Origin of the sequence: Klebsiella sp. 141203 (assembly GCF_032601985.1) — a bacterium.
GTDB classification, from domain to species: Bacteria; Pseudomonadota; Gammaproteobacteria; order Enterobacterales; family Enterobacteriaceae; genus Klebsiella; species Klebsiella aerogenes.
This window is the reverse complement of the sequence record NZ_JAQIRL010000003.1, coordinates 586,453-613,031: the sequence shown is the minus strand read 5'-3', so window position 1 is coordinate 613,031 and position 26,579 is coordinate 586,453. Positions and strand designations below refer to the sequence as shown.

The window sequence follows — 26,579 nt, the reverse complement described above, 5'->3', positions numbered from 1 at the left end:
TTCAGCAATAGAGGGACTATAGGGGGCGGCTTTGAGCAAATGAAATTACGAAATGGAATGAGTTGTGACGCAAAAGAATAACGAGCTGGAAATCTAAATATCAAAAAGTGCTTAACGCGCGAGTTTTCCGCTATTTAAGAGCAAATGAAATTGTTTAAGCGGCGTCACAGTTTCATACTAACGCGGTCGAAATGTTTCGCTCGTGTAAGGACCCATTATGTTTTCCGCGATGTGCCGTCGTCTGCTTCCGCTGACGCTTGGCGCAGGTTTTGTCTTCTCCGCCGCCCCGGCATTCAGCGCTCTGGGCGACACCGCAAATACTCAGGCCCGCCATATTGCCACCGTCTTCCCCGGAAGAATGACCGGTACGCCGGCCGAGATGCTTTCAGCCGATTATCTTCGCCAGCAGTTTGCCCAGATGGGTTATCAAAGCGACGTGCGTAACTTTAATACCCGCTACATCTATACCGACAGCAACCAACGTAAGAACTGGCACAACGCCACCGGCAGCACGGTTATCGCCGCGCATGAAGGCCAGTCTCGTCAGCAAATTATCATTATGGCGCACCTCGATACCTATGCGCCGCAGAGCGATAAAGACGTAGAAAACAACCTCGGCGGCCTGACGCTGCAGGGGATCGACGATAACGCGATGGGGCTCGGGGTGCTGCTGGAACTGGCGGAACATTTAAAGAACGTCCCCACCCGTTACGGCATTCGCTTTATCGCCACCAGCGGCGAGGAAGAAGGCCGCCTGGGCGCGCAAAATTTGCTGAAACGCATGAGCGAGGCGGAAAAGAAAAACACGCTGCTGGTGATTAATCTCGACAACCTGGTGGTCGGCGATAAGCTCTATTTCAACAGCGGGCGCAGTACGCCGGCATCGGTACGCAAGCTGACCCGCGATCGCGCGCTGGCTATCGCCCGGAGCCACGGCATCGCCGCGTTCACCAATCCAGGGCTGAATCCCGAGTTCCCGAAAGGTACTGGCTGCTGTAACGACGCTAGCGTTTTTGACAGCGCCGGGATCCCGGTACTCTCCGTGGAAGCGACTAACTGGTCGTTGGGTAAAAAGGATGGATACCAGCAGCGCAGTAAAACCCGTAGCTTCCCGCAGGGTACCAGCTGGCATGACGTGCAACTGGATAACCAACAGTATATCGACAAAGCGCTGCCGGGAAGGATCGAGCATCGCGGGCGCGATGTAGTCAAAGTGATGCTGCCGCTGGTGAAAGAGCTGGCGAAGGCAGAACAAGGTAAAACAGGGAAATCCTGATTATTCTGATACCGGGGCCAAAGCATGGCCCCAGTGATTATTCATCAAGAAAGCTATTCTTTTTCAGACTCTGCTCTTCGTAGTATTCTCGCCGGGCTAAACCGGCAATCAAGATAACCACTTCAAGTACCGCCGCCGTCGCGGATATTTTCACGAAGGTAAGCGCTTCCATTGGCGTCAGCCATAGCTGGATAATCGCCAACAGCGCCCAGCCAGTCAGAATAATCAGGCTGGTAATAACGGTTTTTTTCATGCGTCTTTTTCAAGAATAACAACATAGGCTTCACGTTTGAAAAAGAGCATCATACGGCGGATGTCCTTTTCCATGGTCACGACACGCCAGCCCTCTTTCGCATTCTTGTTCAGGAAGTCAGAGAATTTTACCGGATTAACTTTAGATGCACCAAACAACATGCTACCCAACATACCTTCCTGATAAATAACAGTTTTATATTGCTTCACAGAGTTTTCCTTTATCCATTACAAATAATACACCAGATTCCATTCATATTGCATATAATACCTTTAAATAACTATTGAATCAGTAATTAATGCAATTTCGACATATTAAATGCATAAAAAGAAAAATAACAAGTTTTTTTTACAATGTCGTTTAATATTATCAATTAGGTTTAACTATTTATTAAAGGAATGATTCTCCAGAGCTATATTATTTTTTTATTAGATACATAAGTTAAATAGAGAGTGAAATTGTGGGCGTAGATATATTGTGTAGGATTGCAACAGTAAGAATGGAGAATACGGTTCTGATTTTACCTTAGACTCATTGCAGACGGTTTATCTCCGACCCAATGACTGATATCCAGATCCAGTATCGCCTGCTGAAGCGGTGTAGGGTGCTCAATTAAAGGAAATATAGCCTTAATACCGCAGACGGCGGGAAGATGCTCACCTCCCGCTCGGTGATGGCGATTACCTTTCGCCAGCAGACCTGCAGCGGCATTGGTTGGCTGACTTGAGAGAAAAAACAGGTCGATGAGCTACTCCAGTCGGACAGCACGACCGTAGCGGGAATAAATCACGACAGCTGATTGAACCGTTCATTACCTTCATCGTCATCCCAGCACAACGGAATATTAATGCGCGGAAACAGCGCCTTCGACAGCCGCGGCAAGATTGTCATTGGTATAGAGTTGCTGGAAGGAACGGGCAAACTTTCCACAGTCATGCCAGCATAGCAGGTGATAATCGTCGCCTCCGCCAGCATCTCCCCGTCGGTTTTTCCCCCAGTGCTTATAAATTGACACGGCATATCCAGTGGTATAATAAAAATCGAATATGCAATTTACTCTTTTAAACCATTTAAAAGATGACCTCCCTCAATATAATTACTTATTATTCACACACATAAACAGCCATATAACATTCATAAAACCAATCAAACAACCGCATCAACACAAATATCATAACCAGGAAAACAGACATTCTTATGAAAAATGATATGAATCAGTCTAAACATCAAACAATGAAACCTCATTAATACAAAGATGATGTTATAGAAAAATATCGCCTCTAAATTCACAAAACTCAACAATTCAAACTTCAAAATTATAAATTAACATTTAGCAATATCACTTACAAAAGCATTCGCTCGGATTATCATTGACAATAAAAATCACCCGCCATCTTCGCCATCCACATACCCATAATAACTAATATGAGTTAAACACATTCTTCAAAAAAATGAGAGGAAAGCAAAGAAAACCATTCGACGTACTAAAGTGAATTTAGGAAAAACGAACAATATGTAAAATCAAAAAACGAACAAACACACGCATTCATTTGAAATAAAAAGAAATTTAACAACCCATAAAAAGAATAAAATTGAAGCTGATAAATAGAAATTCATATACCACACCCTTTAATCATAACCGTGCATGATTACATCACAATATTGATGAAGACACCACATTGACTTGTTCATGTTAAGCGAATACATTTTATCTCATCGACAACACGCTATCTCAAAAAAAATAATAAGCCTTATTCTATTAAGCATATAATTGATAACATGGCATTGCAGGTGTTTATAAAATTAATGGGTGCAATAAAATTAATACATATATTCATGTAACATAATTCATATACGCCAGTCGCAGGCAGCCCCATTACTTAAAAGACCAATTAATAAAAGCTCGTTGATTTGATTATAGAAATTTAAAAACCTCTGGGATAAAGAACCATATAAAACATAGTCAGGATGGTTCTTTGAGTAATTAACTAAACCATTTGTATTACTGCGTATTAATGACTAATGCGTAATCTAGGGCTCCGGTCCTTAATTTTAAATCAGGATGAATTGTTATGAATAAAAAGGTTCTTGCTATAGCTCTGGTCGCTGCATTTGCAGGTATGGGTGTGGCTCAGGCAGCAACAAGCGTCACCGCGCAATCCGTAGCCACCTGGTCCGCAACCGCCAAAAAAGATACCGCCAGCAAACTGGTTGTTACTCCGCTGGGAAGCCTGACTTTCCAGTATGCTGATGGCATCAAAGGCTTTAACACTCAGAAAGGTCTGTATGACGTTACCGTTGAAGGCGACACCACTGCAACTGGCTTCAAACTGACCTCCCGTCTGCTGACCAACACCCTGACTCAGCTGGATACTTCCGGTTCCACCCTGAGCGTGGGCATCGATTATAACGGCACCGCCATTGATAAGGCTTCCGATACCGTGATGATCGATACCGCGAACAACATTCTGGGCGGTAACCTGAGCGCCCTGTCCAACGGTTATAACACCGCGGGCCGTACCAGCGCACAGGATAGCTTCACCTTCTCCATCAATGGCGGCACCTCCGACGGTAAGACTGCTGTAACTGATTACAGCACCCTGCCGGAAGGTATCTGGAGCGGCGACGTTAGCGTGCAGTTCGACGCAACCTGGACCAGCTGTTTTTTTTATATTGCATCAAGCAGGGGTCGCTCCCCTGCTTTTTCATGGATGAAATCATATGAAATATCGTCTTCTGGCAGTCTGTCTGTTTTTAAGCGGGATCGCTCCCGCCAGTGCGCTGGACGTGGGGGATATTTCCTCTTTTATGAACAGCGGCAGCAGTACGCTAAGTAAAGAAGTTAAGAATACGACCGATAGCGGTCGCCTGATTACGATTCAGCTTGAACGCCTCTCCTCCCCGCTGGAAGATGGCCGCGTGATCCCAATGTCATCGCGAGATGAAGTGCTACAAACTCCCGCCAGCCTGCTGATGCCGGCAAAGAGCAGCGAACAAATCCGCTTTTTCTATAAAGGCCCTGCCGATGACCAGGAGCGCTATTACCGCATCGTCTGGTTCGATCAGGCCCTGGGCGACGCGCAAAAAACCGGCGCCCGGCGCAATGCAGTAGCCACGGCTTCCGCCCGCATCGGCACCATTCTGGTCGTCGCGCCGCGCAAGGTGAACTTCCGCTATCAGTATAACAACGGCTTAATGACCAATACCGGTAACGCCACGTTGCGCATCCTGGCCTACGGCCCCTGCCTGAAAGCCGCCGACGGTAAGGAATGCAAAGAGAGCTATTTCCTGATGCCGGGCAAAGACCGCCACTTCACCCGCGTGAATGTCGCAGATAAAAAAGGGCGAGTCGCGCTGTGGCAGGGCGAGCAGTTTGTACCGGTAAAATAGATTAATAACCATGGGATAGGGATATGTCCTCATTATGGAATCGTCATGGACGTCGTGTATTAATCACGTCCGGAATTGTCGTGTTTTCGTCTCCCTGTTTCGTTATGGCTGACGCAGAAAAAATATCGCAGATTGGCGGCGTTATTATTCCCCAAACGTTTCGCGTGGCGCTGCAAGACGGCATGAGCCTGCCGCTGTTTATTCACTTCGAAGGCAATAGTGGAACGCAGGACGACCAGCGCATCGGTAGCGCTTTTATCTGGCTGGATAACGGTAAGGTGCGCCTACGACAAATCCGTCTGGAAGATAAAGAGCAAAACGCCACCGTCAGCGATCAGATCAGGCAAACGCTGACGCAAATGGCGGATGAACCCTTTAACAAATCGCTGAGCATCCCGCTGTCCGCCGACGCTAAGCTTCAGTTCGACCTGCGCAGGCTACTGCTGCAGTTGGTGGTTAAAAAAGGGGCGCTTGGCACCGTGCTGCGCTCGCGTAGCGAAGATATCGGCCAGTCCAGCGTGGAAGGCCTGAGCAGTAGCCTCACCTACAACCTCGGGGTCTACAACAACCAGATGAGCAGCGGCGGCGACAGCACCTCCAGCTATCTGTCATTGAACAACGTTATCGCATTGCGCGAACACCATCTGGTACTGGACGGTTCGATATACGGCGCCGGGACCAGCAATCAGAATCAGCAGTTGTATAAAGCAATGTACGAGCGAGATTTCGCTGGCCACCGTTTTGCCGGCGGTATGCTCGACACCTGGAATTTACAGTCGCTCGGCCCAATGACCGCCATTTCCGCGGGTAAAATATATGGCGCCTCCTGGGGGAACCAGGCCAGCTCTACGGTATTTGATAACAGCCAGTCGGTCACCCCGATTGTCGCCTTTTTATCCGCCGCCGGTGAAGTACACCTGAAGCGCGATGGACGACTGCTCAGCGTGCAGAACTTCGCGATGGGTAACCACGAAGTCGATACCCGCGGGCTGCCCTACGGGATCTACGATATTGAAGTTGAAGTCATCATTAACGGCCGCTCGGTCAGCAAACGCACGCAGCGAGTCAACAAATTGTTCTCCCGCGGGCGCGGCGCGGGCGCGCCGCTGGCCTGGCAGGTATGGGGCGGCAGCTTCCATATGGACCGCTGGTCGCAAAGCGGCAGAAAAACACAAGAGGCGAAAGATACCTGGCTGGCTGGCGTGTCTTCCTCCGGCGCTATCAGCACCCTCAGCTGGTCCGCGACCGGTTATGGCTACGACACCAGCGCGGTGGCCGAAGCGCGCTTTACCCTGCCGCTAACCAACGCCATTAACGTCAATTTGCAAAATATGGCGGCCAGCGACGGCTCATGGAGCACCATCAGCAGCGTAAGCGCTACGCTGCCGGGCGGTTTCAGCTCCGTATGGGTTAACCAGGAGAAAACCTCGATTGGCGACACGCTGCGCCGTAGCGATGCCGATAACCGGGCCATTGGCGGCTCGTTAAACCTTGGTTCGCTGTGGTCAAAACTGGGTACTTTCAGCATCAGCTACAACGACGACCGAGAAAACAACAGCCACTACTATACCGCGGATTACTATCAGACTATCTATAGCGGGTCATTCGGCTCTCTGGGTCTGCGCGCCGGGATCCAGCGTTTTAACAACTCGGGAAGCAGCAGCAATAGCGGCAGCGATACCGGGAAATATATCGCCCTTGACCTGTCGCTGCCGCTCGGCAACTGGCTCAGCGCCGGTATGTCGCACCAGAACGGCTATTCAACGGCTAACCTCTCCGCGCGTAAGCGCTTTAAAGAAGGCCCAATTCGTACCATCGGCGCCAATATGTCGCGGGCGGTTTCCGGCAATACCGGCGATGACAAAACCCTCAGCGGCGGCGCCTATGCGCAGTTCGAAACCCGCTATGCCAACGGCACGCTGAACGTCAACAGCGGCGCCGATGGCTATGTGAATACCAACCTGAGCGCCAGCGGCAGCGTCGGCTGGCAGGGAAAACATATCGCCGCCAGCGGCCGCACCGACGGCAACGCCGGGGTGATTTTCCATACCGGTCTGGAGGATGACGGTCAGCTGAGCGCCAAGGTTAATGGCCGCATCGTGCAGCTCTCCGGCAATCGCAACTATCTGCCGCTGTCGCCGTACAACCGTTATGAAGTGGAACTGCAGAACAGCAAAAACTCGCTGGACAGCTACGACATCGTCAGCGGACGTAAAAGCCGCCTCACGCTCTATCCGGGCAACGTGGCGGTGCTGGAGCCGGAAGTGAAGCAGATGGTCACGGTGTCCGGGCGCATCCGCGCCGAGGACGGCAGCCTGCTGGCGAATGCCCACATCAGCAACCATATCGGGCGTACCCGCACCGACGATAACGGCGAGTTTGTGATGGATGTTGATAAAAAATTCCCGGTCATCGACTTCAACTACGGCAAAGGACAGAGCTGCGAAGTGGCGCTGGATCTGAACCAGGCGCGCGGCGCGGTATGGGTTGGCGACGTGGTGTGCAGCGGCCTGCAGAGCTATGCGGGCGTGCAGGGGAAGGAAGATGGTCATGAAAGCTAACGGGTTGTTAGGGTTAATTTCGCAGAACACGCTGGATAACAGCGTGTGGTACGGCGACGTAAGCGTCTCAGGAGAAATTCATGTACAAACGACGTGGCGCGACAGTAATTAGCCGCCTGCGGGCGGCAATTTGCATGCTGGCGCTGGGTCTGCCGCTGGCCGCGCAGGCGATGTCGGTCGGTAATCTGACCTTCTCCCTCTCCCCGGAGGCGGCGTTTGCCGCCAAGCGGGTGCTGAACAACAACAAAAGCGCGCGCCTGTACCAGGTGTCGGTGAGCGCCATCGACCGCCCCGGCGGCAAAGAGGTGCGCTCCCGCCCGGCGGACGGCGAGCTGCTGTTCGCCCCGCGGCAAATAACCCTGCAGGCCGGAGAAGGCGAATATTTCAAATTTTACTACCACGGCCCGAAGGATAACCGCGAACGTTATTACCGGGTCATGTTCCGCGAAGTTCCCTCCTTTAACCACGTGGCGCGTAAGGCATCGGGTGCCGGCGTCAGCATGGAGCCGGTTGTGGTAATGGACACTATCCTGGTGGTGCGCCCGCGCGAAGCGAACTTCAAATGGACCCTCGACCGGGCGAGTGGCACCCTCAGCAATACCGGCAATACCTGGTTCAAGCTGCTGATTAAGCCGGGATGCAACACCACGGAAGAAGAAGGGGACGCCTGGTATCTGCGCCCTGGCGATGTCGTCCGCCAGCAGGGGCTGCGCCAGCCGGGCAACCACTATATCGTCTATAACGAAAAATTTATCAAAATAACCGACGACTGCCCGCTGAAGTGAAATACCGGCGCGGTGATCGACATGGCAGGAGGCCAGTATGAAAATTAAAGGATTAGCAGGGTTAATGGCGCTGGTCGCGGCGCTGTACGTAGCGCAGGCGGGGGCGGCGACGAAAGTTGTCCAGGGGGCGAAGTCCAACGGTTTTGTCTACATTGAAGACCAGATCGATGGCGGTTTTTTTGTGTCTCCTGATGGAACGGGAGAGGCAGTAATCGGCGGCACCAACCACTATATCAATACCCTGAATTACGATAACGGCGGCGATGTATCTCTCCAGGATTCATTGGGCTATATCAGTACCAATAATAAATTGGATCCAGCGCTGTCAGTTTTAAGCGATATGTGGCTGGATAACTCGCCGGTAGCCTATCCACTGCAGGGTTTCATTTGCTCGTTCTGGTTTAATGGTTGTGAAAGCATTTCCGTGCTCCAGGGGCAGGTAACGGATGCTCGGGGGTTTTATGGCGCAGAGGGGAGAAAGGGAAGTTGGAATTATGCCTTTGATGGCGCCATGTCGGATGCGTTTTATTCTCACCTGCAGCAGATGGGAGTAAACAGCAGCTTTACCGTGACAATCAATGAGTGTGCTTCATCGTATCATGAATATGATGCCAGTAAGGGCGAACGCTGCACGGATCAGAGCGACGCCACCTGGTACGCAACGGATGTGACCTACACTAAAAGCGGGCACCTGCGGTTAATTAATACCAACGCCATGGATGAAGTCTTCATCAACAGCGATGGCGTTCCCACCCCCGGCGAAGGTAATACCAACTGCTGGGTGCAAACCGTCAACGGTAAAAACGGTCTTGCCTGTAAGATGGTGAACTACAGCCTGCAGAGTACCGGTTCAGGGGATAAAATTCGTATCGCTCCGGTGATTAATAATCTGGCATTGCAAACATCAACGGCGGTAGGCGATATGCAATTCAGCCTTGATGGCAATAGCTGGAAAGCCGTAGATACCACCCGCCCGACGAAAGGGATCTATTTTTCAAACTCGGCTTACTTTTACACCCTCAATGAAATGGCCTCTTCCGGCACAATCTACGTATTCTTTTCGCAGACGTTTTTCAAGCAGATGGTTGCCTCTGGTATCAGCGATATTAATAGCCACGATATGCTCTATTTTCGCATTATGAGTATCCAAAATTCCTACATGGAAGCGGGAAAAGCCTTCGACTTCAACTCCTCCAATTCACTGGAGATAAAACCCCGCGAATTCAGCATCAATATCTCCTCTGAAGACTACAGCGACGCCCCAACGCGCGAAGGCTACGTTGGCCGTGATGAACCCTCGCTCGACTTTAACTATATCGTCACCACCAGCGGTAAGACCGCCGCCGACGAGGTGCTGATTAAAGCCACCGGCCCGACGCAGCAAATTAACGGCCGCGCCTACTGTATCTTCAGCGCCGACGACAGCACCATCAAGGTTCCCTTCCCGGCCACGCTCTCCTTCACCAAACAGGATGGCAGCATCAAGACCTATGACGCGGGCTGCGACGGCAGCTGGCGCGATATGACCGACGCGCTGTGGCTCACTTCGGCATGGACCGATATCTCCGGCGAACCCGGCGTCATGGATAAAGCCACGGTGAAATTTTCGATTCCCATGAATGATGATATTTCGCAGAAAACGCTGGATAACAACGAGTGGTACGGCGACGTCAGCGCCTCAGGAGAAATTCACGTGCAGGCCACGTGGCGCGATATTAATTAACCTCCGGGCTGATTCAGACCTGGAATCACGCTAAAAATTGGTAAACAGAGAATTACCATGAAAATAAACCACTGGGGCATTTTGGGGCTGGCCGGCGCGTTATTTCACGTCGCGCCATCGGCTATGGCTGATACGCAGCAAACGACGTTATTCGTTGAAAATAATATCGACAGTAGCTTTTTTATTACTTACACCGGTAGCGAAGTTGTTATTTCCGGCTCCAACCGCTGGGGCAGCATGCGTTTGCGCTCGGCAGGATATCAAACTTCCCTCGGATATATTTCAGACAACCAATATTTTGCTACACAAACCGAGGGAGATTTATGGCTGGATAACCCGCCAATTTCCTATCTGATGGCAGGACAAAGTTGTGATTCATATGGGCCGTCAGCCAGAAGCGGTTGTGATGAAAGCACCTCGACCCTACCCGGAGCTGTTGTGGAGAAGAACGGTATTTACGGTGCCAAAGTGGATACAAACCTCAGAGGGACCTTATCAGAGGCTTTTTACCAGTATATGCAGCAAATGCCAACCGGCAGCAGCTTTTCAATGGTGATGTATACCTGTGCGACAAGCACAACCTACGACCCGACGAGCACCTGGCGCTGTTCCCGGGTAGCCCCTTTCTATAGCTCTGGCACTGTAACTATTACTAAAAGCGCTCACCTTACGCTTATTAACACCAATTCTGTTGATGAAGTCTTTATCAATAGCGATGGCGTACCCACGCCCGCCGAAGGAAATACCAACTGCAAATTGCAAACCGTAGGCGCCCATTCAGGATTGGCCTGCAAGATGGTCTCTTATAGTCTGGACGGCGGTGGCGGGGCGCAAAGCGTTCTGGTTTATCCGATGATCCTTAATAGTGCGCTGGCGGCGATGGTTCCTTCGCAGGGATCGTATGATATGCAGTTTAGTCTTGACGGCAGTACGTGGAAACCGGTGAGCAATTCGAGCGTACAGAGCTACACACTAGGGGAACTGACGTCGTCCAGCGCGATTTATTTCTTTTTTTCCGAAAGATTATTTAAAAAAATGGTGGAGGCAGGCATTACTGACACCGATAGCAAAGATTTGTTGAATTTACGCATCGAAAGGCCGAACGGCACTCCTACAATCAGTAGGATGTATGAATTTACCACGTCTAATTCACTGTTAATTAAGCCGCGCGATTTCAGTATTAGCATTACCGCTAAAGACTATAGCGACGCCCCTTCGCTTGCTGGTTACGTTGGCGAGGACGAACCCTCATTAGATTTTAACTACATTGTCACTACTACCGGTAAAACCGCCGCCGATGAGGTACTGATTAAAGCCACCGGCCCGACGCAGCAAATTAACGGCCGCGCCTACTGCATCTTCAGCGCCGACGACGGCAGCATTAAAGTGCCCTTCCCGGCTACGCTTTCCTTCAGCAAACAGGATGGCAGCATCAAGACCTATGACGCGGGCTGCGACGGCAGCTGGCGCGATATGACCGATGCGCTATGGATAACCTCAGCGTGGACCGATATCTCCGGCGAGGCAGGGACGATGGACAAAGCTACGGTGAAATTTTCTATTCCGATGAACGATGAAATTTCGCTGAAAACGCTGGATAACAATGAGTGGTACGGTGATGTCAGCGCTTCCGGAGAGATCTACGTTCAGGCCACGTGGCGCGATATAAATTAAGCCTTTGGCGGCTTTCGCCGCCAAGTCTGCCACATAACACTTAGCCTTCGTGTAATCCGCACTCGCGCTTGAGGCCAAAGAAGCGGGTCTCTTCTTCCGCCATACCGGGTTCCCATTTACGGGTGGTGTGAGTGTCACCGACGGACAAATACCCCTGCTCCCAGAGCGGGTGGTATTTCAGGCCGTGCTTTTGCAGATACTGATAAACCGTCCGGTTATCCCAGTCGATAATCGGCAGCAGCTTAAAGACGCCGCGCTGGATAGCCAGTACCGGTAAATGCGCCCGGCTGCCGGACTGCTCGCGGCGCAGGCCCGCGAACCAGGTGCGGGTATTGAGCTCCTTCAGCGCCCGGTTCATCGGCTCAACTTTGTTGATTTCATTGTACTTCTCAATGCCTTCAACGCCCTGCTCCCACAGTTTGCCGTAACGCGCTTCCTGCCAGGCGGCGCTTTCCGTCGCCCGGTAGACTTTAAGGTTCAGGTTGAGCTTCTCGGTTAATTCATCAATAAACTGATAGGTTTCCGGGAACAGATAGCCGGTATCGGTCAGGATCACCGGAATGTCCGGGCGCAGCTGGTTCACCAGATGCAGGCTGACCGCCGCCTGAATACCAAAGCTTGAAGAGAGCGCATAGTCGCCGGGCAGGTTTTCCAGCGCCCATGCCACGCGTTCTTCGGCGCTGAGTTTTTCCAGCTGAGTGTTAACTTCCGCCAGCGCCATGACGCGTTCTACTTTCGGTAGCTCATTCAGCGCGTTTAGATCGAGTTTGGACATAGATTCCTCACTGTGTGCCTTGCCTGATGGCGCTTCGCTTATCAGGCCTACGCGAACGGTAGGCCGGATAAGGCATTCATGCCGCTATCCGGCAATTCAGGTTATTCCCAGAAATCACGCGCCGGGTCGAGCACCGGACGAATGATGCCCGCACGCACCGTAAAGTCGCCGAAGCCTTCACCCGCTTCGCGCTCTTTCGCCCAGCGCCCAACCAGCTCATCGAGCGAGGCCAGGATCTCCGGCTCGGTGATATTTTCGCGATACATCCGTGGGATGCGCGTCCCGCTGCGGTTGCCGCCGATATGCAGGTTATAGCGGCCAGGCGCTTTACCCACCAGGCCAACTTCCGCCAGCATCGCGCGGCCGCAGCCGTTCGGGCAACCCGTGACGCGGGTTACAATATGCTCATCACCGACGCCGTGCTTACTCATCACCTCTTCGACCTTGTCGATAAATGACGGCAGGAAACGTTCGGCTTCGGCCATCGCTAACGGACAGGTCGGGAACGACACGCAGGCCATTGAGTTCTCACGCTGCGCCGTGACGGCATTCATCAGGCCATGATCGCGCGCCAGTTTCTCAATCCGCGCTTTCTGATCTTCCGGTACGCTGGCGATGATCAGGTTCTGGTTGGCGGTAATGCGGAATTCACCTTTGTGAATCTTCGCGATCTCCAGCAGGCCAGTTTTTAGCGGGCGGCTCGGATAATCCAGAATACGGCCGTTCTCAATAAACAGCGTCAGGTGCCAGTTATTATCGATACCCTTAACCCAGCCGATGCGGTCGCCGCGGCCGGTAAACTCGTACGGACGAATCGGTTCGAATTTGATCCCGGCACGACGCTCAACTTCCGCCTTGAAGGTCTCCACGCCGACGCGCTCAAGGGTATATTTGGTTTTCGCGTTTTTACGATCGGTACGATTACCCCAGTCGCGCTGGGTGGTCACGACCGCTTCCGCCACTGCCAGGGTATGCTCCAGCGGCAGATAGCCAAACTCGCTGGCGGTACGCGCATAGGTTTTCTTATTACCGTGCTCGATAGACAAACCGCCGCCCACCAGCAGGTTAAAGCCGACCAGCTTACCGTTTTCCGCAATCGCCACGAAGTTCATGTCATTGGCGTGCAGATCGATATCGTTCTGCGGCGGGATCACCACCGTCGTTTTGAATTTACGCGGCAGATAGGTCTGGCCGAGGATCGGTTCCTCGTCGGTAGTGGCGACCTTTTCCTGATCCAACCAGATCTCAGCATAGGCGCGGGTACGCGGTAACAGATGCTCAGAGATCTTCTTCGCCCACTCGTAGGCTTCGGCGTGCAGCTGCGACTCAAACGGGTTCGAGGTGCACAGCACGTTGCGGTTCATGTCGTTGGCGGTCGCCAGCGCGTCCAGCCCAACAGAGTGCAGCATCTGATGCACCGGCTTCACATTCTTCTTCAGAATACCGTGGAACTGGAAGGTCTGACGGTTAGTGAGGCGAATACTGCCGTAGATGGTGTTATCCGCCGCGAATTTATCAATCGCCTGCCACTGTTTGGTGGTGATAACGCCGCCCGGCAGACGGCAGCGCAGCAGCATCGCGTGGCGCGGCTCCAGTTTCTGCGCCGCGCGTTCCGCGCGAATATCGCGGTCGTCCTGCTGGTACATGCCGTGAAAGCGGATGAGCAGGAAGTTGTCGCCTTTAAAACCGCCGGTCAGGCCGTCATTTAAATCTTCCGCAATGGTGCCGCGCAGGTAGTTGCTCTCGATCTTCATACGCTCGGCGTCGGAGAGTTTACCTTCGACCACCAGCGGGCCAGGATGTTTTTCGCTCATTAGTAGACATCTCGCTGATAACGGCGCTCAACGCGCAGCTCACTTAAAAATTCGTCCGCCGCTTCGGCGTCCATCGCGCCGTATTCGGCAATCACTTCCAGTAACGCCTGCTCGACGTCTTTCGCCATTCGATTGGCATCGCCGCAGACATAAATATGGGCGCCGTCGTTAATCCAACGCCACACTTCAGCCCCCTGCTCGCGCAGTTTGTCCTGTACATAGACTTTTTGTTGTTGATCGCGAGACCAGGCCAGGTCGATTCGGCTCAGCACGCCCTCTTTGACGTAGCTCTGCCATTCCACCTGATAAAGGAAATCTTCCGTGAAGTGCGGATTGCCGAAGAACAACCAGTTCTTCCCTTCCGCCCCTTCCGCCGCGCGCTGCTGCATAAAGGCGCGGAACGGCGCGATACCGGTTCCAGGGCCAATCATGATAACCGGCGTTTGCGGGTTAGCAGGCAGACGGAAGTTGTCATTGTGTTCGATAAAGATGCGCACTTCGCCATCTTCTTCCACGCGGTCAGCGAGGAAGCTGGACGCACCGCCGGCGCGAGCACGGCCTTCAATGTCATAACGCACAACGCCAACGGTGACGTGGACTTCGTTTTCCGCTTCCGCCTGCGAAGAAGCAATCGAGTAGAGGCGCGGCGTTAGCGGGCGCAGCAGGCCGATTAAGGCTTCGGCATCCAACTGTGCCGGCGAGAAGCGCACCATATCGACGATAGGCGTCGTCGCGGCGTAGTGCTGCAACTGCGCTTTATCGCCGACCAGCGGCAGCAGCGTTTCGCTGCGGGTCAGGGTGGCATAGTTCTCAACAATATTGGCGGTGTTGACCGTCAGCTCGAAATGCCACTCCAGCGCTTGCGCCAGCGGCAGCGTTTTGCCTTCTACCGTGACCGGTTCATCACCCTTAAGCCACAGCAGCTCCACCAGCTCTTTGACCAGCGCCGGATCGTTCTGATACCACACGCCTAGCGCATCTCCCGGCTGATAACGCAGACCGGAATCACCCAGATCGATCTCGATATGACGGACATCTTTTTCCGAGTCGCGACCGGTTATTTTCTGATTCACAGCAAGCGTCGCCGTCAGCGGCGCTTCTTTGGTATACGGACTGGTATGAATTTCATTCACGGCGCCGCTGGTCGCAAGCTGGGCCGGCGCAGCCGTCGGCGCGCGCGCTTTCAGCACATCCACTACGCGAGCGCGCCATTCCGCCGCCGCGGCTTGATATTCAACGTCGGCGTCAACGCGATCGAGCAGACGTTCGCCGCCCAGTTCGGCCAGTTTGCTATCGAAATCTTTGCCGGACTGGCAGAAAAACTCATAGGAGGTATCGCCGAGACCAAACACCGCGAAGGCGGTGCCATCGAGCTTCGGCGCTTTCTTTGAAAACAGGAACTTATGCAATGCGACGGCTTCTTCCGGCGGCTCACCTTCACCCTGAGTCGACGTCACCACGACCAGCAGTTTTTCACCGGCGATTTGTTTGAATTTATAGTCGCCAGCGTTCACCAGTTTCACGTTCAGCTGCGCGGCCTGTAAATCGTCGCGCAGCGCTTCGGCAACCCGACGCGCGTTGCCGGTCTGCGAAGCGGAAATCAGGGTGATGGCCGGCGCTTCTACCGCCTGAACGGGCGCGCTTACCGCGGCGCCGGGCTGCTGATTCAGCATGCCCCAGAAGTAGCCGGACACCCAAGCCAGTTGGGTTGGCGTAAAGTCAGTCGTGGCCGCCTGTAGGCGCGCCAGTTGCTCCGGGTTTAGCGGCAGCAGATTGGAAGGTGGGGCCTGTGTCGTCATGCGTCGTTATGTTCCAGTAAGCAAAGCTGTTATTCACGCCCTGTCAGCGCGACAAAAACAGAAGAGATTGTAAGGTTAACGGCGGGCATACTAACAATTAAAGAAGGGATGGAAATATCAAATAACCAAATGGACTAACCTGTTTTAGTTATAGTTATTAACAACAAAAGCGATTAGTTAACCAATTGAAAAACAATAGATTAAATCATCAAAACACCACAAAAACGGCGATTTTGCGTTCAGGGCCGTTTTAGTTAATGCTAAAAAATGTACTTTCCGGTACCCTACGGCGGTTTTTTTCGTCCTGTTGAGAGTTAATGATGTCCACCACGCTGTTTAAAGATTTCACCTTCGAAGCCGCCCACCACCTGCCGCACGTACCGAAAGGCCACAAATGCGGTCGCCTGCATGGTCACTCTTTTATGGTGCGTCTGGAGATTACTGGTGAAGTCGATCCCCATACCGGGTGGATCATGGATTTCGCCGAGCTGAAAGCCGCGTTTAAACCGACCTACGATCGTTTAGACCACTATTACCTGAACGATATCCCAGGACTGGAGAACCCAACCAGCGAAGTGCTGGCCAAATGGATTTGGGATCAAATGAAACCGCTGGTTCCTCTGCTGAGCGCGGTAATGGTAAAAGAGACCTGCACCGCAGGCTGCGTCTATCGCGGCGAGTAATTCCCTGCCTTATCCGCCATCGGGCTGCTGCCATGGCGGTTTTCTATTTCATCCAACACCGTGTGAATCAGCGCACCAGATAGCCGCCATCCACCGCCAGAATATGACCGTTAACGTAATCCGAGGCCCGGCTGGCGAGGAAAACAACGGCGCCCATTAAATCCTGCGCTTCTCCCCAACGGCCTGCGGGTATATGCGCCAACACGCGTCTGTTTTCCTTTGGGATACTGCGGGTGATAGCGGTCATGGCGGTTTCATAATAGCCCGGCGCGATGCCGTTAACCTGAATATTATGCGGGCCCAGCTCATCGCAGTAGGCTTTGGTTAAGCCAGCCAGCGCATGCTTGGTGGCGGCATAGGCCGGCGACCAGCTGCCGCCGAGATAAGAAAACACCGAGCAGATATTAATAATCTTACCGCTTCGCCGCGGAACCATAATTTTCGCGGCTTCGTGGCTAAGCTCAAACGCTGCCGTCAGGTTAGTCTCGATCATCGGATCCCAGTCTGTGCGACCAAAGCGCAGCACCTTATTCAACTGGCAAATACCGGCATTATTCACCAAAACATCAACGGTACCGAAACGCTCGCAGCAGGCGGCGATAATACGCTGTGGCATACCGCCATCGGTGATATCCGCCAGCATGAATTCCATCTCAACGCCCTGCTGTTCGATAAGTTCTCGGGTTTGAGCGTGTTCTTCGCGCAGAGCAGGAATAAACAGATTCGCGCCGGCGGTCGCCAGGGCGACGGCAAAGGCCTGCCCCAGGCCGCTATTGCCGCCGGTAACGATAGCGGTTTTCCCTTTGAGCGAGAAGAAGTCCATAGAGAAGGCCGTGGGTGGATCAATTAGCTGCATGGTTAACTCGTTCCTTAAGTCAACGTATCAGCCGCCCGCCTCAGGCGGCTGAATTAACGCGCCAATGATAGCATTGCTGTCATTGGCGCGTATCTCAACACCATGCTGAAGTCGAGGGTTAAGATGAATTCATATATGAAGAAGAGAGCTGCCGGGCGGTGAGCACCCTACCCGGCAAAGAAAGCGGGGGTCAGGCGATGTTCAGATATTTATGCGTCTGCATGGATAACCGCCAGTTTCGGGCGATACAGGTCTCAATGCACAGCCGCGTGGCGTCTTCCTTTTGGCTAATCGGCTGTAATGCAATAATTCGCGGCTTTTCATCAGCCAGCGTTTCCAGCAGCTCATCAAGCGCTTCGATATCACGCACGCGGCCAACCGGATGCTTGATTTCATCAGCACGCTGCAGCGCCTGCGACAGCACATCGTAGCCGCCGCGCATGTTCACTTTTGGCGAAACCGTGACCCAGGTATTGTGGCTGCAGCGGACTTCATGGGTGCCGCTGGTTTCAATCTGACAGCTGAAACCATTTTGCTCAAGCAACTCTGTCAACGGCGTGAGATCGTGAATACAGGGCTCGCCGCCGGTAATCACGACATGTCGGGCGGTCCACCCCTGACGGCCAATGATCGCCAGCAGATCGTCGCTGGTCGCCGGGCCCCATTTATCGCTCTCTTTGGTTTTAGCGAGGATACTAAATAGAGACACTTCCCGATCGGCCAGCTTATCCCAGGTATGTTTGGTATCGCACCAAGCGCAACCAACCGGGCATCCCTGCAAACGAATAAAAATGGCAGGCACGCCGGTAAAGTAACCCTCGCCTTGCAAGGTCTGGAACATCTCGTTAATCGGGTACTGCATAGTCATCTCTGTTCAGGTGGTAAAAAGGTATTATCGCAGATTCAGGCGCTCAGGTCTTGTCCTCAGCTGCGCTTACCAGAGCCCATTGTCAGCCGGGTGCAAGCCCTCTTTTTATATTAGTTAGCAAACTATGAAATAAGCACAAAATGTATTTACGATACATTGAGTATTATTTTAGCATGCATCGCGTCCAGTCATTAAGCCGCGCATTGATAACTTTCTTGCGACGTATCTTCTCGCGGATAAAGATGTAACAAAGAATGTTTTTCATGACCGTAACGGTCGTTATTTATTGCTGCTCAAACGAATAAAAAGAAACTATTAATCAAAGATGTACAAACCGATACATGAAACAATGAATCTTTTATCTACGCTCAGGGTCAAATTCAATTCACTTGATTTCCATAGCTTAAAATAAGCTTAAGAAACCGATTATTGCCGCCTGTTTTTATTTAATCTCCGTTTAATTTTCCGCGCCTAGAATCCAGTCGACCAACCATGAGAGACTGCATTCATGAATACATTATTAATTACAGGCGTTACCGGATTTCTGGGCGGAGCGGTATTAGAGAATATCCTTAATAATGAAAATGGGATTAATCTACTGCTCCTGGTGCGAGCCAATAACGATGAAGCGGCTCTGACCCGGGTGAAGGAAAACCTGCGTAAATTCAATATTGCAGAGGAGAAGCTGGCCGCATTAACCACCCGGCAGATCCTGCTCGGCGATTTGTCATCCCCGGAGGCATTTCTGGACGACCCCCGTCTGGAGCGGGTTACTCACGTTATCAACAGCGCTGCCGTTGCCTCATTTGGCAATAACCCGCTCATCTGGAAGGTGAATGTCGAAGGAACGTTCAAATTTGCTCAACGAATGTCCCGCGTGGCAGGACTACAGCGTTTTCTCCACGTCGGGACCGCGATGTCCTGTACCCCGGAGCCAGATTCACTGGTCGCAGAAAGCGCTGAATTCCGCGAGCACGCCGAGCATCTGGTGGAGTATACGCACTCCAAATCGACCATTGAGCGCCTGATGCAGGAGCAGTGTCCGACGTTGCCGTTAATCATCGCCCGCCCTTCTATCGTCGTTGGTCATACTCATCACGGCTGCCAGCCCTCCAGCAGCATTTTTTGGGTGTTCAGCATGGGGCTGATGCTGCAAAAATTCCTTTGTTCAATGGAAGACCGCGTTGACGTCATCCCGGTCGACTACTGTGCCGACGCGCTGCTGATGTTATTACAACGCCCGCTGGCGCGCGGTGAAGTGGTGCATATCTCCGCCGGTGAAGAGAATAGCGTCAAGTTTGCGGAAATCGATCGCGCGATGGCCTCGGCGCTGGAGCAAGCCCCGGTAGGCGACCGATACGCGCAGGTCAGCTATGAGACGCTGGTAAAAATGCGCCGCGAATTGAAGGATATTTTTGGCCCGTGCAACGAGCGCTTAATGCTTAAAGCGATGCGCCTGTATGGCGCCTTTGCGACGCTTAACGTCCGCTTCAGCAATGATAAACTGCTCAGCATGGGCATGCCCAAACCGCCGCGTTTCACCGATTATATCGACCGCTGCGTACAAACCACCCGCGGGCTTTCTATCCCGCAGCAAATGGCCGTCGATTTTAAGTAAACACGATGCGCAGGTAAAAAAAATGCCAGTCCGCAGACTGGCATTTTTATTTCACAAAAAGTCAGGATTACGCCTGGCCTTTGATCTCTTTACGACCGTTGTACGGCGCTTTTTCACCCAGAGCTTCTTCGATACGAATCAGCTGGTTGTATTTAGCAACGCGGTCAGAACGGCTCATAGAACCAGTTTTGATCTGGCCTGCAGCGGTACCAACAGCCAGGTCAGCGATGGTAGCGTCTTCAGTTTCGCCAGAACGGTGAGAGATGACAGCGGTGTAGCCAGCGTCTTTCGCCATCTTGATTGCAGCCAGAGTTTCGGTCAGAGAACCGATCTGGTTGAATTTGATCAGGATGGAGTTAGCGATGCCTTTTTCGATGCCTTCTTTTAGGATCTTGGTGTTGGTTACGAACAGATCGTCACCAACCAGCTGGATTTTGTCGCCCAGTACTTTGGTCTGGTATGCGAAACCGTCCCAGTCAGACTCGTCAAGACCATCTTCGATGGACACGATCGGGTACTGTTTGGTCAGTTCTTCCAGGAAGTGGGTGAATTCTTCAGAGGTGAAAGCTTTGTTGCCTTCGCCAGCCAGAACGTATTTACCGTCTTTGTAGAATTCAGAAGCTGCGCAGTCCATCGCGAGAGTGATGTCTTTGCCCAGTTCGTAGCCTGCTGCTTTAACCGCTTCAGCGATAACAGCCAGCGCTTCAGCGTTGGAACCCAGGTTCGGCGCGTAGCCGCCTTCGTCACCAACTGCAGTGTTCATGCCTTTGGACTTCAGAACTTTCGCCAGGTGATGGAACACTTCAGAACCCATACGTACGGCTTCTTTCAGAGTCGGCGCGCCAACCGGCTGAATCATGAATTCCTGGATGTCGACGTTGTTGTCAGCGTGCTCACCGCCGTTGATGATGTTCATCATCGGAACCGGCATAGAGTATTTGCCCGGAGTGCCGTTCAGTTCAGCAATGTGTTCGAACAGCGGCTGGCCTTTAGAAGCAGCAGCTGCTTTGGCGTTCGCCAGGGATACCGCCAGGATTGCGTTCGCACCGAAGTTGGATTTGTTTTCAGTACCGTCCAGGTCGATCATGATCTTATCGATGCCAGCTTGATCTTTAGCATCTTTACCCAGGACTGCCTGAGCGATCGGGCCGTTTACCGCAGCAACAGCTTTGGTTACGCCTTTACCCAGGAAACGGGATTTGTCGCCATCGCGCAGTTCCAGCGCTTCGCGGGAACCAGTAGAAGCACCTGACGGAGCAGCTGCCATACCGACGAAACCACCTTCCAGGTGTACTTCGGCTTCAACAGTCGGGTTACCACGGGAGTCGATGATTTCACGACCGATGACTTTAACGATTTTGGACATTAGGTTTTCCTCAGTACAAGTTAAACTAAAACTCCAGACAAACAATGCACCCAATTGGGTGCATTGCCGTTCTAACTCTTTTACTTCGCCTGACGCTTCTGGTACTCGCTCGCGGCTTTCACAAAGCCTGCAAACAGCGGGTGGCCGTCACGCGGCGTCGAAGTAAACTCCGGGTGGAACTGGCAGGCCACAAACCACGGATGGTTCGGCACTTCGATGATCTCGACCAACTGATCATCCCCGGAACGGCCCGCAACGCGCAGGCCGGCAGCTTCAATCGGTTTCAACAACATGTTGTTGACTTCGTAGCGGTGACGATGGCGCTCGGTGATTGTCGGCTCGCCGTACAGCTGGCGAACCAGAGAATCATCACCCAGCTGGCACTGCTGCGCGCCAAGGCGCATGGTGCCGCCGAGGTCGCTCTTCTCGGAACGCACCTCAACGTTGCCTTCTTCGTCACGCCATTCGGTAATCAGCGCCACCACCGGGTACTTACAGTCTGGCACAAATTCCGTAGAGTTGGCGTTTTCCATGCCCGCTACGTTGCGCGCGAACTCAATCAGCGCAACCTGCATACCCAGGCAGATGCCCAGATATGGAATATTGTTCTCACGCGCATAGCGCGCGGTGGCGATCTTGCCTTCAACGCCGCGGTAGCCGAAGCCGCCCGGGATGAGGATCGCGTCCAAATCTTTGAGGATTTCGACGCCGCGCGTTTCAACATCCTGCGAATCAATAAGCTTGATGTTGACGGTCACGCGGTTTTTCAGACCACCGTGTTTCAGCGCTTCAATCACCGATTTGTAGGCATCCGGCAGTTCAATGTACTTACCGACCATACCAATGGTGACTTCGCCTGCCGGATTAGCTTCTTCATAGATTACCTGTTCCCATTCGGCCAGGTTTGCTTCCGGACAAGTTAAGCTGAATCGTTTACAAATATAATCGTCCAGCCCCTGAGATTTCAACAGGCCTGGAATTTTATAAATGGAATCGACATCTTTCAGAGAAATCACAGCCTTTTCCGGGACGTTACAGAACAATGCAATTTTTGCACGTTCGTTGGCCGGAACCGCGCGATCGGAGCGGCAAATCAGGATATCAGGCTGGATACCGATGGAGAGCAGCTCTTTTACAGAGTGCTGAGTCGGTTTAGTTTTGACTTCACCCGCTGCCGCCATGTATGGCACCAGGGTCAAGTGCATGAACAGGGTATGCTCACGGCCGATTTCTACCGCCATCTGGCGAATAGCTTCGAGGAACGGCAGGGATTCGATATCGCCTACGGTACCGCCGATTTCAACCAGCACCACGTCATGGCCTTCGCCGCCAGCCAGTACGCGCTCTTTGATGGCGTTGGTGATGTGCGGGATAACCTGTACGGTTGCGCCGAGATAGTCGCCACGGCGCTCTTTACGCAGAACGTCGGAGTAGATACGACCGGTAGTGAAGTTGTTGCGGCGAGTCATCTTGGTACGGATGAAACGCTCGTAGTGACCCAGGTCCAGATCGGTTTCAGCGCCGTCTTCAGTAACGAACACTTCCCCGTGCTGGATTGGGCTCATGGTGCCCGGATCGACGTTGATGTACGGATCCAGTTTCATGATAGTTACGTTGAGCCCACGGGCTTCAAGAATGGCTGCCAGGGAAGCTGCGGCAATGCCTTTACCCAGAGAGGATACGACCCCGCCGGTCACAAAAATATAGTTCGTTGTCATGCTGAACCTGAGAAGTTAGGGTAAAACGATGGAATAACCAGGACGGGAAAGTAGTATACCCGAACATGCGTGACGCCACAAACTTTCATTCTCCCCTCCTCTTCTTTCTACCAGCCGCACCTGCGTTGCGACTCGAACAACTCGAAGAGGCAGGCTACATGGTGTTTCAACAACATAACGGAATGAGAAAATAGCCGCTTTTGGCGAAATGTTTTTGACGTAAATCAAGCGCTTGTTATTTATAAAATCACACAAATAGCGCTTGATCACGAAAACTCGTTAGAGATCAGTTTCCTGGCGTTTTACTTCCTGCCACACTTCTTCCATGGTTTCGAGGTCAACGCCGGTCATTTCCAGACCTCTGGCGGCGACAATACGCTCAACTTCGCGAAAGCGGCGCTCAAATTTAAGGTTCGCTTTCTGCAATGCGACCTCGGCTTTAACCCCTAAATGACGGGACAAATTCACCGTGGCGAACAGCAAATCGCCCACTTCTTCCTCAAGTTTAGCTTCATCAACCACCGCCTGCTGCGCTTCATGCATGACTTCATCTATCTCTTCATGCACTTTATCGAGCACCGGGCCAAGCGAGGTCCAGTCAAAGCCCACCGCCGAGCAGCGACGCTGAATTTTATGCGCGCGCATCAGCGCCGGCAGGCTATGCGGAATATCATCCAGCGCCGAGTGTTGCGCCTTTTCCGCTCGCTCCGCGCTCTTGATCTGCTCCCAGCGCGCCAGCACTTCCGCACTGTTCCCGGCTGAAGCATCGCCAAAGATATGCGGATGACGACGTTCCAGTTTGTCGCTGATGGCGGCGCAGATATCGTTGAAATCAAAACGCCCTTCTTCCTGCGCCATCTGCGCATAGAACACCACCTGGAATAACAGATCGCCAAGCTCGCCGCGCAGATCGTCAAAATCTTCGCGCGCAATGGCGTCCAGCACTTCATAGGTCTCTTCAAGGGTGTAAGGGGCAATAGTGGCAAAGGTCTGTTCTTTATCCCACGGGCAGCCGTTTTCCGGGTCGCGCAGGCGGCGCATGATGCCGAGCAAGCGGTCAATTTGAGTCATGTGACAATCCTGGAAATTTAAAAAAGGTAGGCCGGATAAGGCATTGATACCTTATCCGACGTTACGAAATTGCCGGATGGCGGCTTCGCCTTATCCGGACTACGGACGAATTAACCGCCGTGCAGACGACGCGCGTCGATGACATCCGGCACCTGGTTCAGCTTGCCGAGCACCCGGCCCAACACCTGCAGGTTGTAGATTTCAATGGTCATATCGATGGTCGCCAGCTGCTGTTTGGTATCGCTGCGGCTGGCCACGCCCAGCACGTTCACCTTCTCGTTGGCAAGAATAGTGGTAATGTCGCGCAGCAGGCCGCTGCGGTCGTTGGCGACCACGCGCACCACCAGCGAATATCCCGCCGAATAGCTCTCGCCCCATACCGCATCAACGATACGTTCCGGCGCGTGAGACTGCAGCACAGCCAGCTGATCGCAGTCGGCGCGGTGTACTGAAATCCCGCGCCCCTGGGTGATAAAGCCGACGATTTCGTCACCGGGAATCGGCTGGCAGCAGCGGGCAATGTGATGCATCAGATTGCCAACGCCCTCAACCACCACCCGGCCATTGTCTTTGCTGCGGTTCTGCGGGGTATAGGTTTTCTGCTGCAGCTGCTTCAGCGCGGCCGCATCCTGCTCGGCGGCGCTCGGTTTGTTGAACTGCGCCTGCAGGAAGTTGACCATCTGATTAAGGCGAATGTCCCCGCCGCCGATGGCCGCCAGCAGTTCATCCAGTTCATTAAAGTTGTAGCGCGGCAGCAGATGTTTCTCGGCATCCTTCAGGCTGATGCCCAGATGCTCGAGCTCATCGTCAAGGATCTGCCGCCCGGCGAGAATGTTCTTGTCGCGATCCTGTTTACGGAACCAGGCGTGAATTTTTGAGCGCCCGCGGCTGGTGGTTACATAGCCGAGGTTCGGGTTCAGCCAGTCGCGGCTTGGGTTCGGTTGCTTCTGGGTGATTATCTCAATCTGATCGCCCATCTGCAGCTGATAGGTGAACGGCACAATGCGTCCGCCGATTTTGGCGCCGATGCAGCGGTGCCCGACATCGCTATGGATATGGTAGGCAAAGTCGAGCGGAGTTGAGCCCGCCGGCAGGTCAACCACGTCACCCTTCGGCGTAAACACATAGACCCGGTCGTCAAAGACCTGGCTGCGCACTTCGTCGAGCATTTCGCCGGAGTCGGCCATCTCTTCCTGCCAGGCGATCAGCTTACGCAGCCAGGCGATACGGTCTTCATGGCCGCGACCGCCGCTCGCCCCGGCGCTGGCGCCCTCTTTATACTTCCAGTGCGCCGCCACGCCGAGCTCGGCATCTTCATGCATCTGTTTGGTGCGAATTTGGATCTCGACCGTTTTCCCGCCTGGCCCGAGCACCACGGTATGAATAGACTGGTAGCCGTTCGGCTTCGGGTTGGCGACGTAATCATCAAATTCGTCAGGCAGATGACGATAGTGAGTATGCACGATCCCCAGCGCCGCGTAGCAATCCTGTAAACGTTCGGCGACGATACGAACCGCGCGCACGTCAAACAGTTCATCAAAAGCGAGATGCTTCTTCTGCATTTTGCGCCAGATGCTATAGATATGCTTCGGACGCCCATACACCTCAGCTTTTACGCCTTCGGTTTTCATTTCTGAACGCAGATGGCCGACAAACTCATCGATGTAATGTTCGCGGTCGATACGGCGTTCGTGCAGCAACTTAGCAATGCGCTTGTATTCGGCTGGATGCAGATAACGGAAGCAATAGTCTTCCAGCTCCCACTTCAGTTGACCTATTCCTAAGCGGTTCGCCAGCGGCGCATAGATATTGGTACACTCTTTTGCGGCCAGTACGCGCTCATCTTCGGGTTCATCTTTTACCTCGCGCAGGTGAGCGATACGTTCCGCAAGCTTGATGACCACGCAGCGGAAATCATCGACCATCGCCAGCAGCATGCGGCGAATATTGTCGACCTGTTCTGAGGAGACGGTATCGGTGTGGGTGGCTTTGAGCTGGCGAATCGCCGCCATATCACGCACGCCGTGAATCAGGGTAACGACGGATTTGCCGACGCTCTCTTGCAGGACCTCTTCGCTGACAACATTGCCGTCCGCCAGCGGAAACAGTAAAGCGGCCCGCAAGGTATCGATATCCATATTGAGCATGGAGAGAATTTCTACCATCTCCACGCCACGCCATAACAGGAGATCTGCCTGCGGGTGTCCCTGCGTTGTTATGCGACAATAATCCCAGGTCTCGGCTAAGCGCTCACACGACTGCTGGCTGGAAATCCCCAGACTCGCGATCCATTTCTTCGGGTCAAACTCACCAGCTTTATTAAGATGTGCACTTCTTACCGCAACCATT

20 protein-coding genes and 1 pseudogene are annotated in these 26,579 nt (G+C 52.9%); 9 read left to right on the top strand and 12 right to left on the bottom strand.

Annotation, left to right across the window (positions count from 1 at the left end):
* Nucleotides 1-217 precede the first annotated feature (217 nt).
* Nucleotides 218-1,276, top strand: a complete 1,059-nt coding sequence (locus tag PGR29_RS15450) for an aminopeptidase (protein WP_087858580.1) — start codon at nt 218-220, stop codon at nt 1,274-1,276.
* Between the two features lie 37 nt (nt 1,277-1,313).
* Here the strand turns inward: PGR29_RS15450 and PGR29_RS15445 are convergent, their stop codons facing one another.
* The 3 genes from PGR29_RS15445 to PGR29_RS15435 form a co-directional block, all read right to left on the bottom strand.
* Nucleotides 1,314-1,529, bottom strand: coding sequence for a hypothetical protein (locus PGR29_RS15445; RefSeq protein WP_087858581.1), 216 nt, complete (start codon nt 1,527-1,529; stop codon nt 1,314-1,316).
* Nucleotides 1,526-1,738 (bottom strand): DUF4177 domain-containing protein, encoded by a 213-nt coding sequence (locus PGR29_RS15440; RefSeq protein WP_271032875.1) that lies wholly within the window; start codon nt 1,736-1,738, stop codon nt 1,526-1,528. The genes PGR29_RS15445 and PGR29_RS15440 overlap by 4 nt, the downstream gene beginning before the upstream one ends.
* Before the next feature lie 635 nt (nt 1,739-2,373).
* Nucleotides 2,374-2,544, bottom strand: coding sequence for a hypothetical protein (locus PGR29_RS15435; RefSeq protein WP_316424806.1), 171 nt, complete (start codon nt 2,542-2,544; stop codon nt 2,374-2,376).
* Nucleotides 2,545-3,601: 1,057 nt separating this feature from the next.
* Between PGR29_RS15435 and ecpA the strand changes: the two are divergent.
* From ecpA to PGR29_RS15405, 6 genes and pseudogenes are all read left to right on the top strand, one after another.
* Nucleotides 3,602-4,189, top strand: a pseudogene (ecpA, locus tag PGR29_RS15430) (common pilus major fimbrillin subunit EcpA); the annotation flags it as partial.
* A 61-nt stretch (nt 4,190-4,250) separates the two neighbouring features.
* The gene (locus PGR29_RS15425) at nt 4,251-4,919 is read left to right on the top strand and encodes a hypothetical protein (RefSeq protein ID WP_316424804.1); all 669 of its coding nucleotides are present in this window, start codon (nt 4,251-4,253) and stop codon (nt 4,917-4,919) included.
* Between the two features lie 23 nt (nt 4,920-4,942).
* The gene (locus tag PGR29_RS15420) at nt 4,943-7,480 is read left to right on the top strand and encodes a fimbrial biogenesis outer membrane usher protein (protein ID WP_316424803.1); all 2,538 of its coding nucleotides are present in this window, start codon (nt 4,943-4,945) and stop codon (nt 7,478-7,480) included.
* Nucleotides 7,481-7,560: 80 nt separating this feature from the next.
* Nucleotides 7,561-8,265, top strand: coding sequence for a fimbria/pilus periplasmic chaperone (locus tag PGR29_RS15415; RefSeq protein WP_271032873.1), 705 nt, complete (start codon nt 7,561-7,563; stop codon nt 8,263-8,265).
* Nucleotides 8,266-8,302: 37 nt separating this feature from the next.
* On the top strand, nt 8,303-9,988 hold the full coding sequence (locus PGR29_RS15410; RefSeq protein WP_316424802.1) for a hypothetical protein: 1,686 nt from the start codon (nt 8,303-8,305) through the stop codon (nt 9,986-9,988).
* 57 nt (nt 9,989-10,045) lie between these two features.
* On the top strand, nt 10,046-11,662 hold the full coding sequence (locus tag PGR29_RS15405) for a hypothetical protein (protein WP_410477033.1): 1,617 nt from the start codon (nt 10,046-10,048) through the stop codon (nt 11,660-11,662).
* A 40-nt stretch (nt 11,663-11,702) separates the two neighbouring features.
* Here PGR29_RS15405 and cysH read toward each other — a convergent pair whose 3' ends face one another.
* The 3 genes from cysH to cysJ form a co-directional block, all read right to left on the bottom strand.
* On the bottom strand, nt 11,703-12,437 hold the full coding sequence (cysH, locus tag PGR29_RS15400; protein ID WP_032709016.1) for a phosphoadenosine phosphosulfate reductase: 735 nt from the start codon (nt 12,435-12,437) through the stop codon (nt 11,703-11,705).
* Nucleotides 12,438-12,538: 101 nt separating this feature from the next.
* Entirely contained in the window at nt 12,539-14,251 is a 1,713-nt protein-coding gene (cysI, locus tag PGR29_RS15395) for an assimilatory sulfite reductase (NADPH) hemoprotein subunit (RefSeq protein WP_271032870.1), read from the bottom strand.
* A complete protein-coding gene (gene cysJ / locus PGR29_RS15390; protein ID WP_113372945.1) occupies nt 14,251-16,050 on the bottom strand; it encodes an NADPH-dependent assimilatory sulfite reductase flavoprotein subunit in 1,800 nt (599 codons plus the stop codon). Before cysJ ends, cysI begins: the two co-directional genes overlap by 1 nt.
* Nucleotides 16,051-16,367: 317 nt before the next feature.
* Here cysJ and queD point away from each other — a divergent pair, with 317 nt between their 5' ends.
* On the top strand, nt 16,368-16,733 hold the full coding sequence (gene queD, locus PGR29_RS15385) for a 6-carboxytetrahydropterin synthase QueD (RefSeq protein ID WP_015369973.1): 366 nt from the start codon (nt 16,368-16,370) through the stop codon (nt 16,731-16,733).
* 67 nt (nt 16,734-16,800) lie between these two features.
* Here queD and PGR29_RS15380 read toward each other — a convergent pair whose 3' ends face one another.
* Together PGR29_RS15380 and queE are read right to left on the bottom strand one after the other, a co-directional pair.
* Nucleotides 16,801-17,589 carry an SDR family oxidoreductase gene (locus tag PGR29_RS15380; protein WP_087858593.1) on the bottom strand — a complete coding sequence of 263 codons (789 nt, stop codon included), beginning with the start codon at nt 17,587-17,589 and terminating at the stop codon, nt 16,801-16,803.
* 190 nt (nt 17,590-17,779) lie between these two features.
* Nucleotides 17,780-18,451 carry a 7-carboxy-7-deazaguanine synthase QueE gene (gene queE / locus PGR29_RS15375; RefSeq protein ID WP_087858621.1) on the bottom strand — a complete coding sequence of 224 codons (672 nt, stop codon included), beginning with the start codon at nt 18,449-18,451 and terminating at the stop codon, nt 17,780-17,782.
* Between the two features lie 514 nt (nt 18,452-18,965).
* Here queE and PGR29_RS15370 point away from each other — a divergent pair.
* The gene (locus tag PGR29_RS15370) at nt 18,966-20,075 is read left to right on the top strand and encodes an SDR family oxidoreductase (RefSeq protein ID WP_113372946.1); all 1,110 of its coding nucleotides are present in this window, start codon (nt 18,966-18,968) and stop codon (nt 20,073-20,075) included.
* Nucleotides 20,076-20,142: 67 nt separating this feature from the next.
* Here the strand turns inward: PGR29_RS15370 and eno are convergent, their stop codons facing one another.
* The 4 genes from eno to relA all read right to left on the bottom strand — a co-directional run bounded on the left by eno (nt 20,143) and on the right by relA (nt 26,578).
* Nucleotides 20,143-21,441 carry a phosphopyruvate hydratase gene (gene eno / locus PGR29_RS15365; protein ID WP_015369968.1) on the bottom strand — a complete coding sequence of 433 codons (1,299 nt, stop codon included), beginning with the start codon at nt 21,439-21,441 and terminating at the stop codon, nt 20,143-20,145.
* Nucleotides 21,442-21,521: 80 nt separating this feature from the next.
* Nucleotides 21,522-23,159, bottom strand: a complete 1,638-nt coding sequence (gene pyrG / locus PGR29_RS15360; RefSeq protein WP_015703305.1) for a glutamine hydrolyzing CTP synthase — start codon at nt 23,157-23,159, stop codon at nt 21,522-21,524.
* A 279-nt stretch (nt 23,160-23,438) separates the two neighbouring features.
* Nucleotides 23,439-24,230, bottom strand: a complete 792-nt coding sequence (gene mazG / locus PGR29_RS15355; protein WP_015703306.1) for a nucleoside triphosphate pyrophosphohydrolase — start codon at nt 24,228-24,230, stop codon at nt 23,439-23,441.
* A gap of 110 nt (nt 24,231-24,340) precedes the next feature.
* A complete protein-coding gene (relA, locus tag PGR29_RS15350) occupies nt 24,341-26,578 on the bottom strand; it encodes a GTP diphosphokinase (RefSeq protein WP_316424798.1) in 2,238 nt (745 codons plus the stop codon).
* Nucleotide 26,579 lies beyond the last annotated feature (1 nt).

What these genes read in the sequence shown, in the direction of transcription:
- PGR29_RS15450 (WP_087858580.1), top strand. Translation starts at nt 218, where the DNA reads ATGTTTTCCGCGATGTGCCGTCGTCTGCTTCCGCTGACGCTTGGCGCA.
- PGR29_RS15445 (WP_087858581.1), bottom strand. Translation starts at nt 1,529, where the DNA reads ATGAAAAAAACCGTTATTACCAGCCTGATTATTCTGACTGGCTGGGCG.
- PGR29_RS15425 (WP_316424804.1), top strand. Translation starts at nt 4,251, where the DNA reads ATGAAATATCGTCTTCTGGCAGTCTGTCTGTTTTTAAGCGGGATCGCT.
- PGR29_RS15420 (WP_316424803.1), top strand. Translation starts at nt 4,943, where the DNA reads ATGTCCTCATTATGGAATCGTCATGGACGTCGTGTATTAATCACGTCC.
- PGR29_RS15415 (WP_271032873.1), top strand. Translation starts at nt 7,561, where the DNA reads ATGTACAAACGACGTGGCGCGACAGTAATTAGCCGCCTGCGGGCGGCA.
- PGR29_RS15410 (WP_316424802.1), top strand. Translation starts at nt 8,303, where the DNA reads ATGAAAATTAAAGGATTAGCAGGGTTAATGGCGCTGGTCGCGGCGCTG.
- PGR29_RS15405 (WP_410477033.1), top strand. Translation starts at nt 10,046, where the DNA reads ATGAAAATAAACCACTGGGGCATTTTGGGGCTGGCCGGCGCGTTATTT.
- cysH (WP_032709016.1), bottom strand. Translation starts at nt 12,437, where the DNA reads ATGTCCAAACTCGATCTAAACGCGCTGAATGAGCTACCGAAAGTAGAA.
- cysI (WP_271032870.1), bottom strand. Translation starts at nt 14,251, where the DNA reads ATGAGCGAAAAACATCCTGGCCCGCTGGTGGTCGAAGGTAAACTCTCC.
- cysJ (WP_113372945.1), bottom strand. Translation starts at nt 16,050, where the DNA reads ATGACGACACAGGCCCCACCTTCCAATCTGCTGCCGCTAAACCCGGAG.
- queD (WP_015369973.1), top strand. Translation starts at nt 16,368, where the DNA reads ATGATGTCCACCACGCTGTTTAAAGATTTCACCTTCGAAGCCGCCCAC.
- PGR29_RS15380 (WP_087858593.1), bottom strand. Translation starts at nt 17,589, where the DNA reads ATGCAGCTAATTGATCCACCCACGGCCTTCTCTATGGACTTCTTCTCG.
- queE (WP_087858621.1), bottom strand. Translation starts at nt 18,451, where the DNA reads ATGCAGTACCCGATTAACGAGATGTTCCAGACCTTGCAAGGCGAGGGT.
- PGR29_RS15370 (WP_113372946.1), top strand. Translation starts at nt 18,966, where the DNA reads ATGAATACATTATTAATTACAGGCGTTACCGGATTTCTGGGCGGAGCG.
- eno (WP_015369968.1), bottom strand. Translation starts at nt 21,441, where the DNA reads ATGTCCAAAATCGTTAAAGTCATCGGTCGTGAAATCATCGACTCCCGT.
- pyrG (WP_015703305.1), bottom strand. Translation starts at nt 23,159, where the DNA reads ATGACAACGAACTATATTTTTGTGACCGGCGGGGTCGTATCCTCTCTG.
- mazG (WP_015703306.1), bottom strand. Translation starts at nt 24,230, where the DNA reads ATGACTCAAATTGACCGCTTGCTCGGCATCATGCGCCGCCTGCGCGAC.
- relA (WP_316424798.1), bottom strand. Translation starts at nt 26,578, where the DNA reads ATGGTTGCGGTAAGAAGTGCACATCTTAATAAAGCTGGTGAGTTTGAC.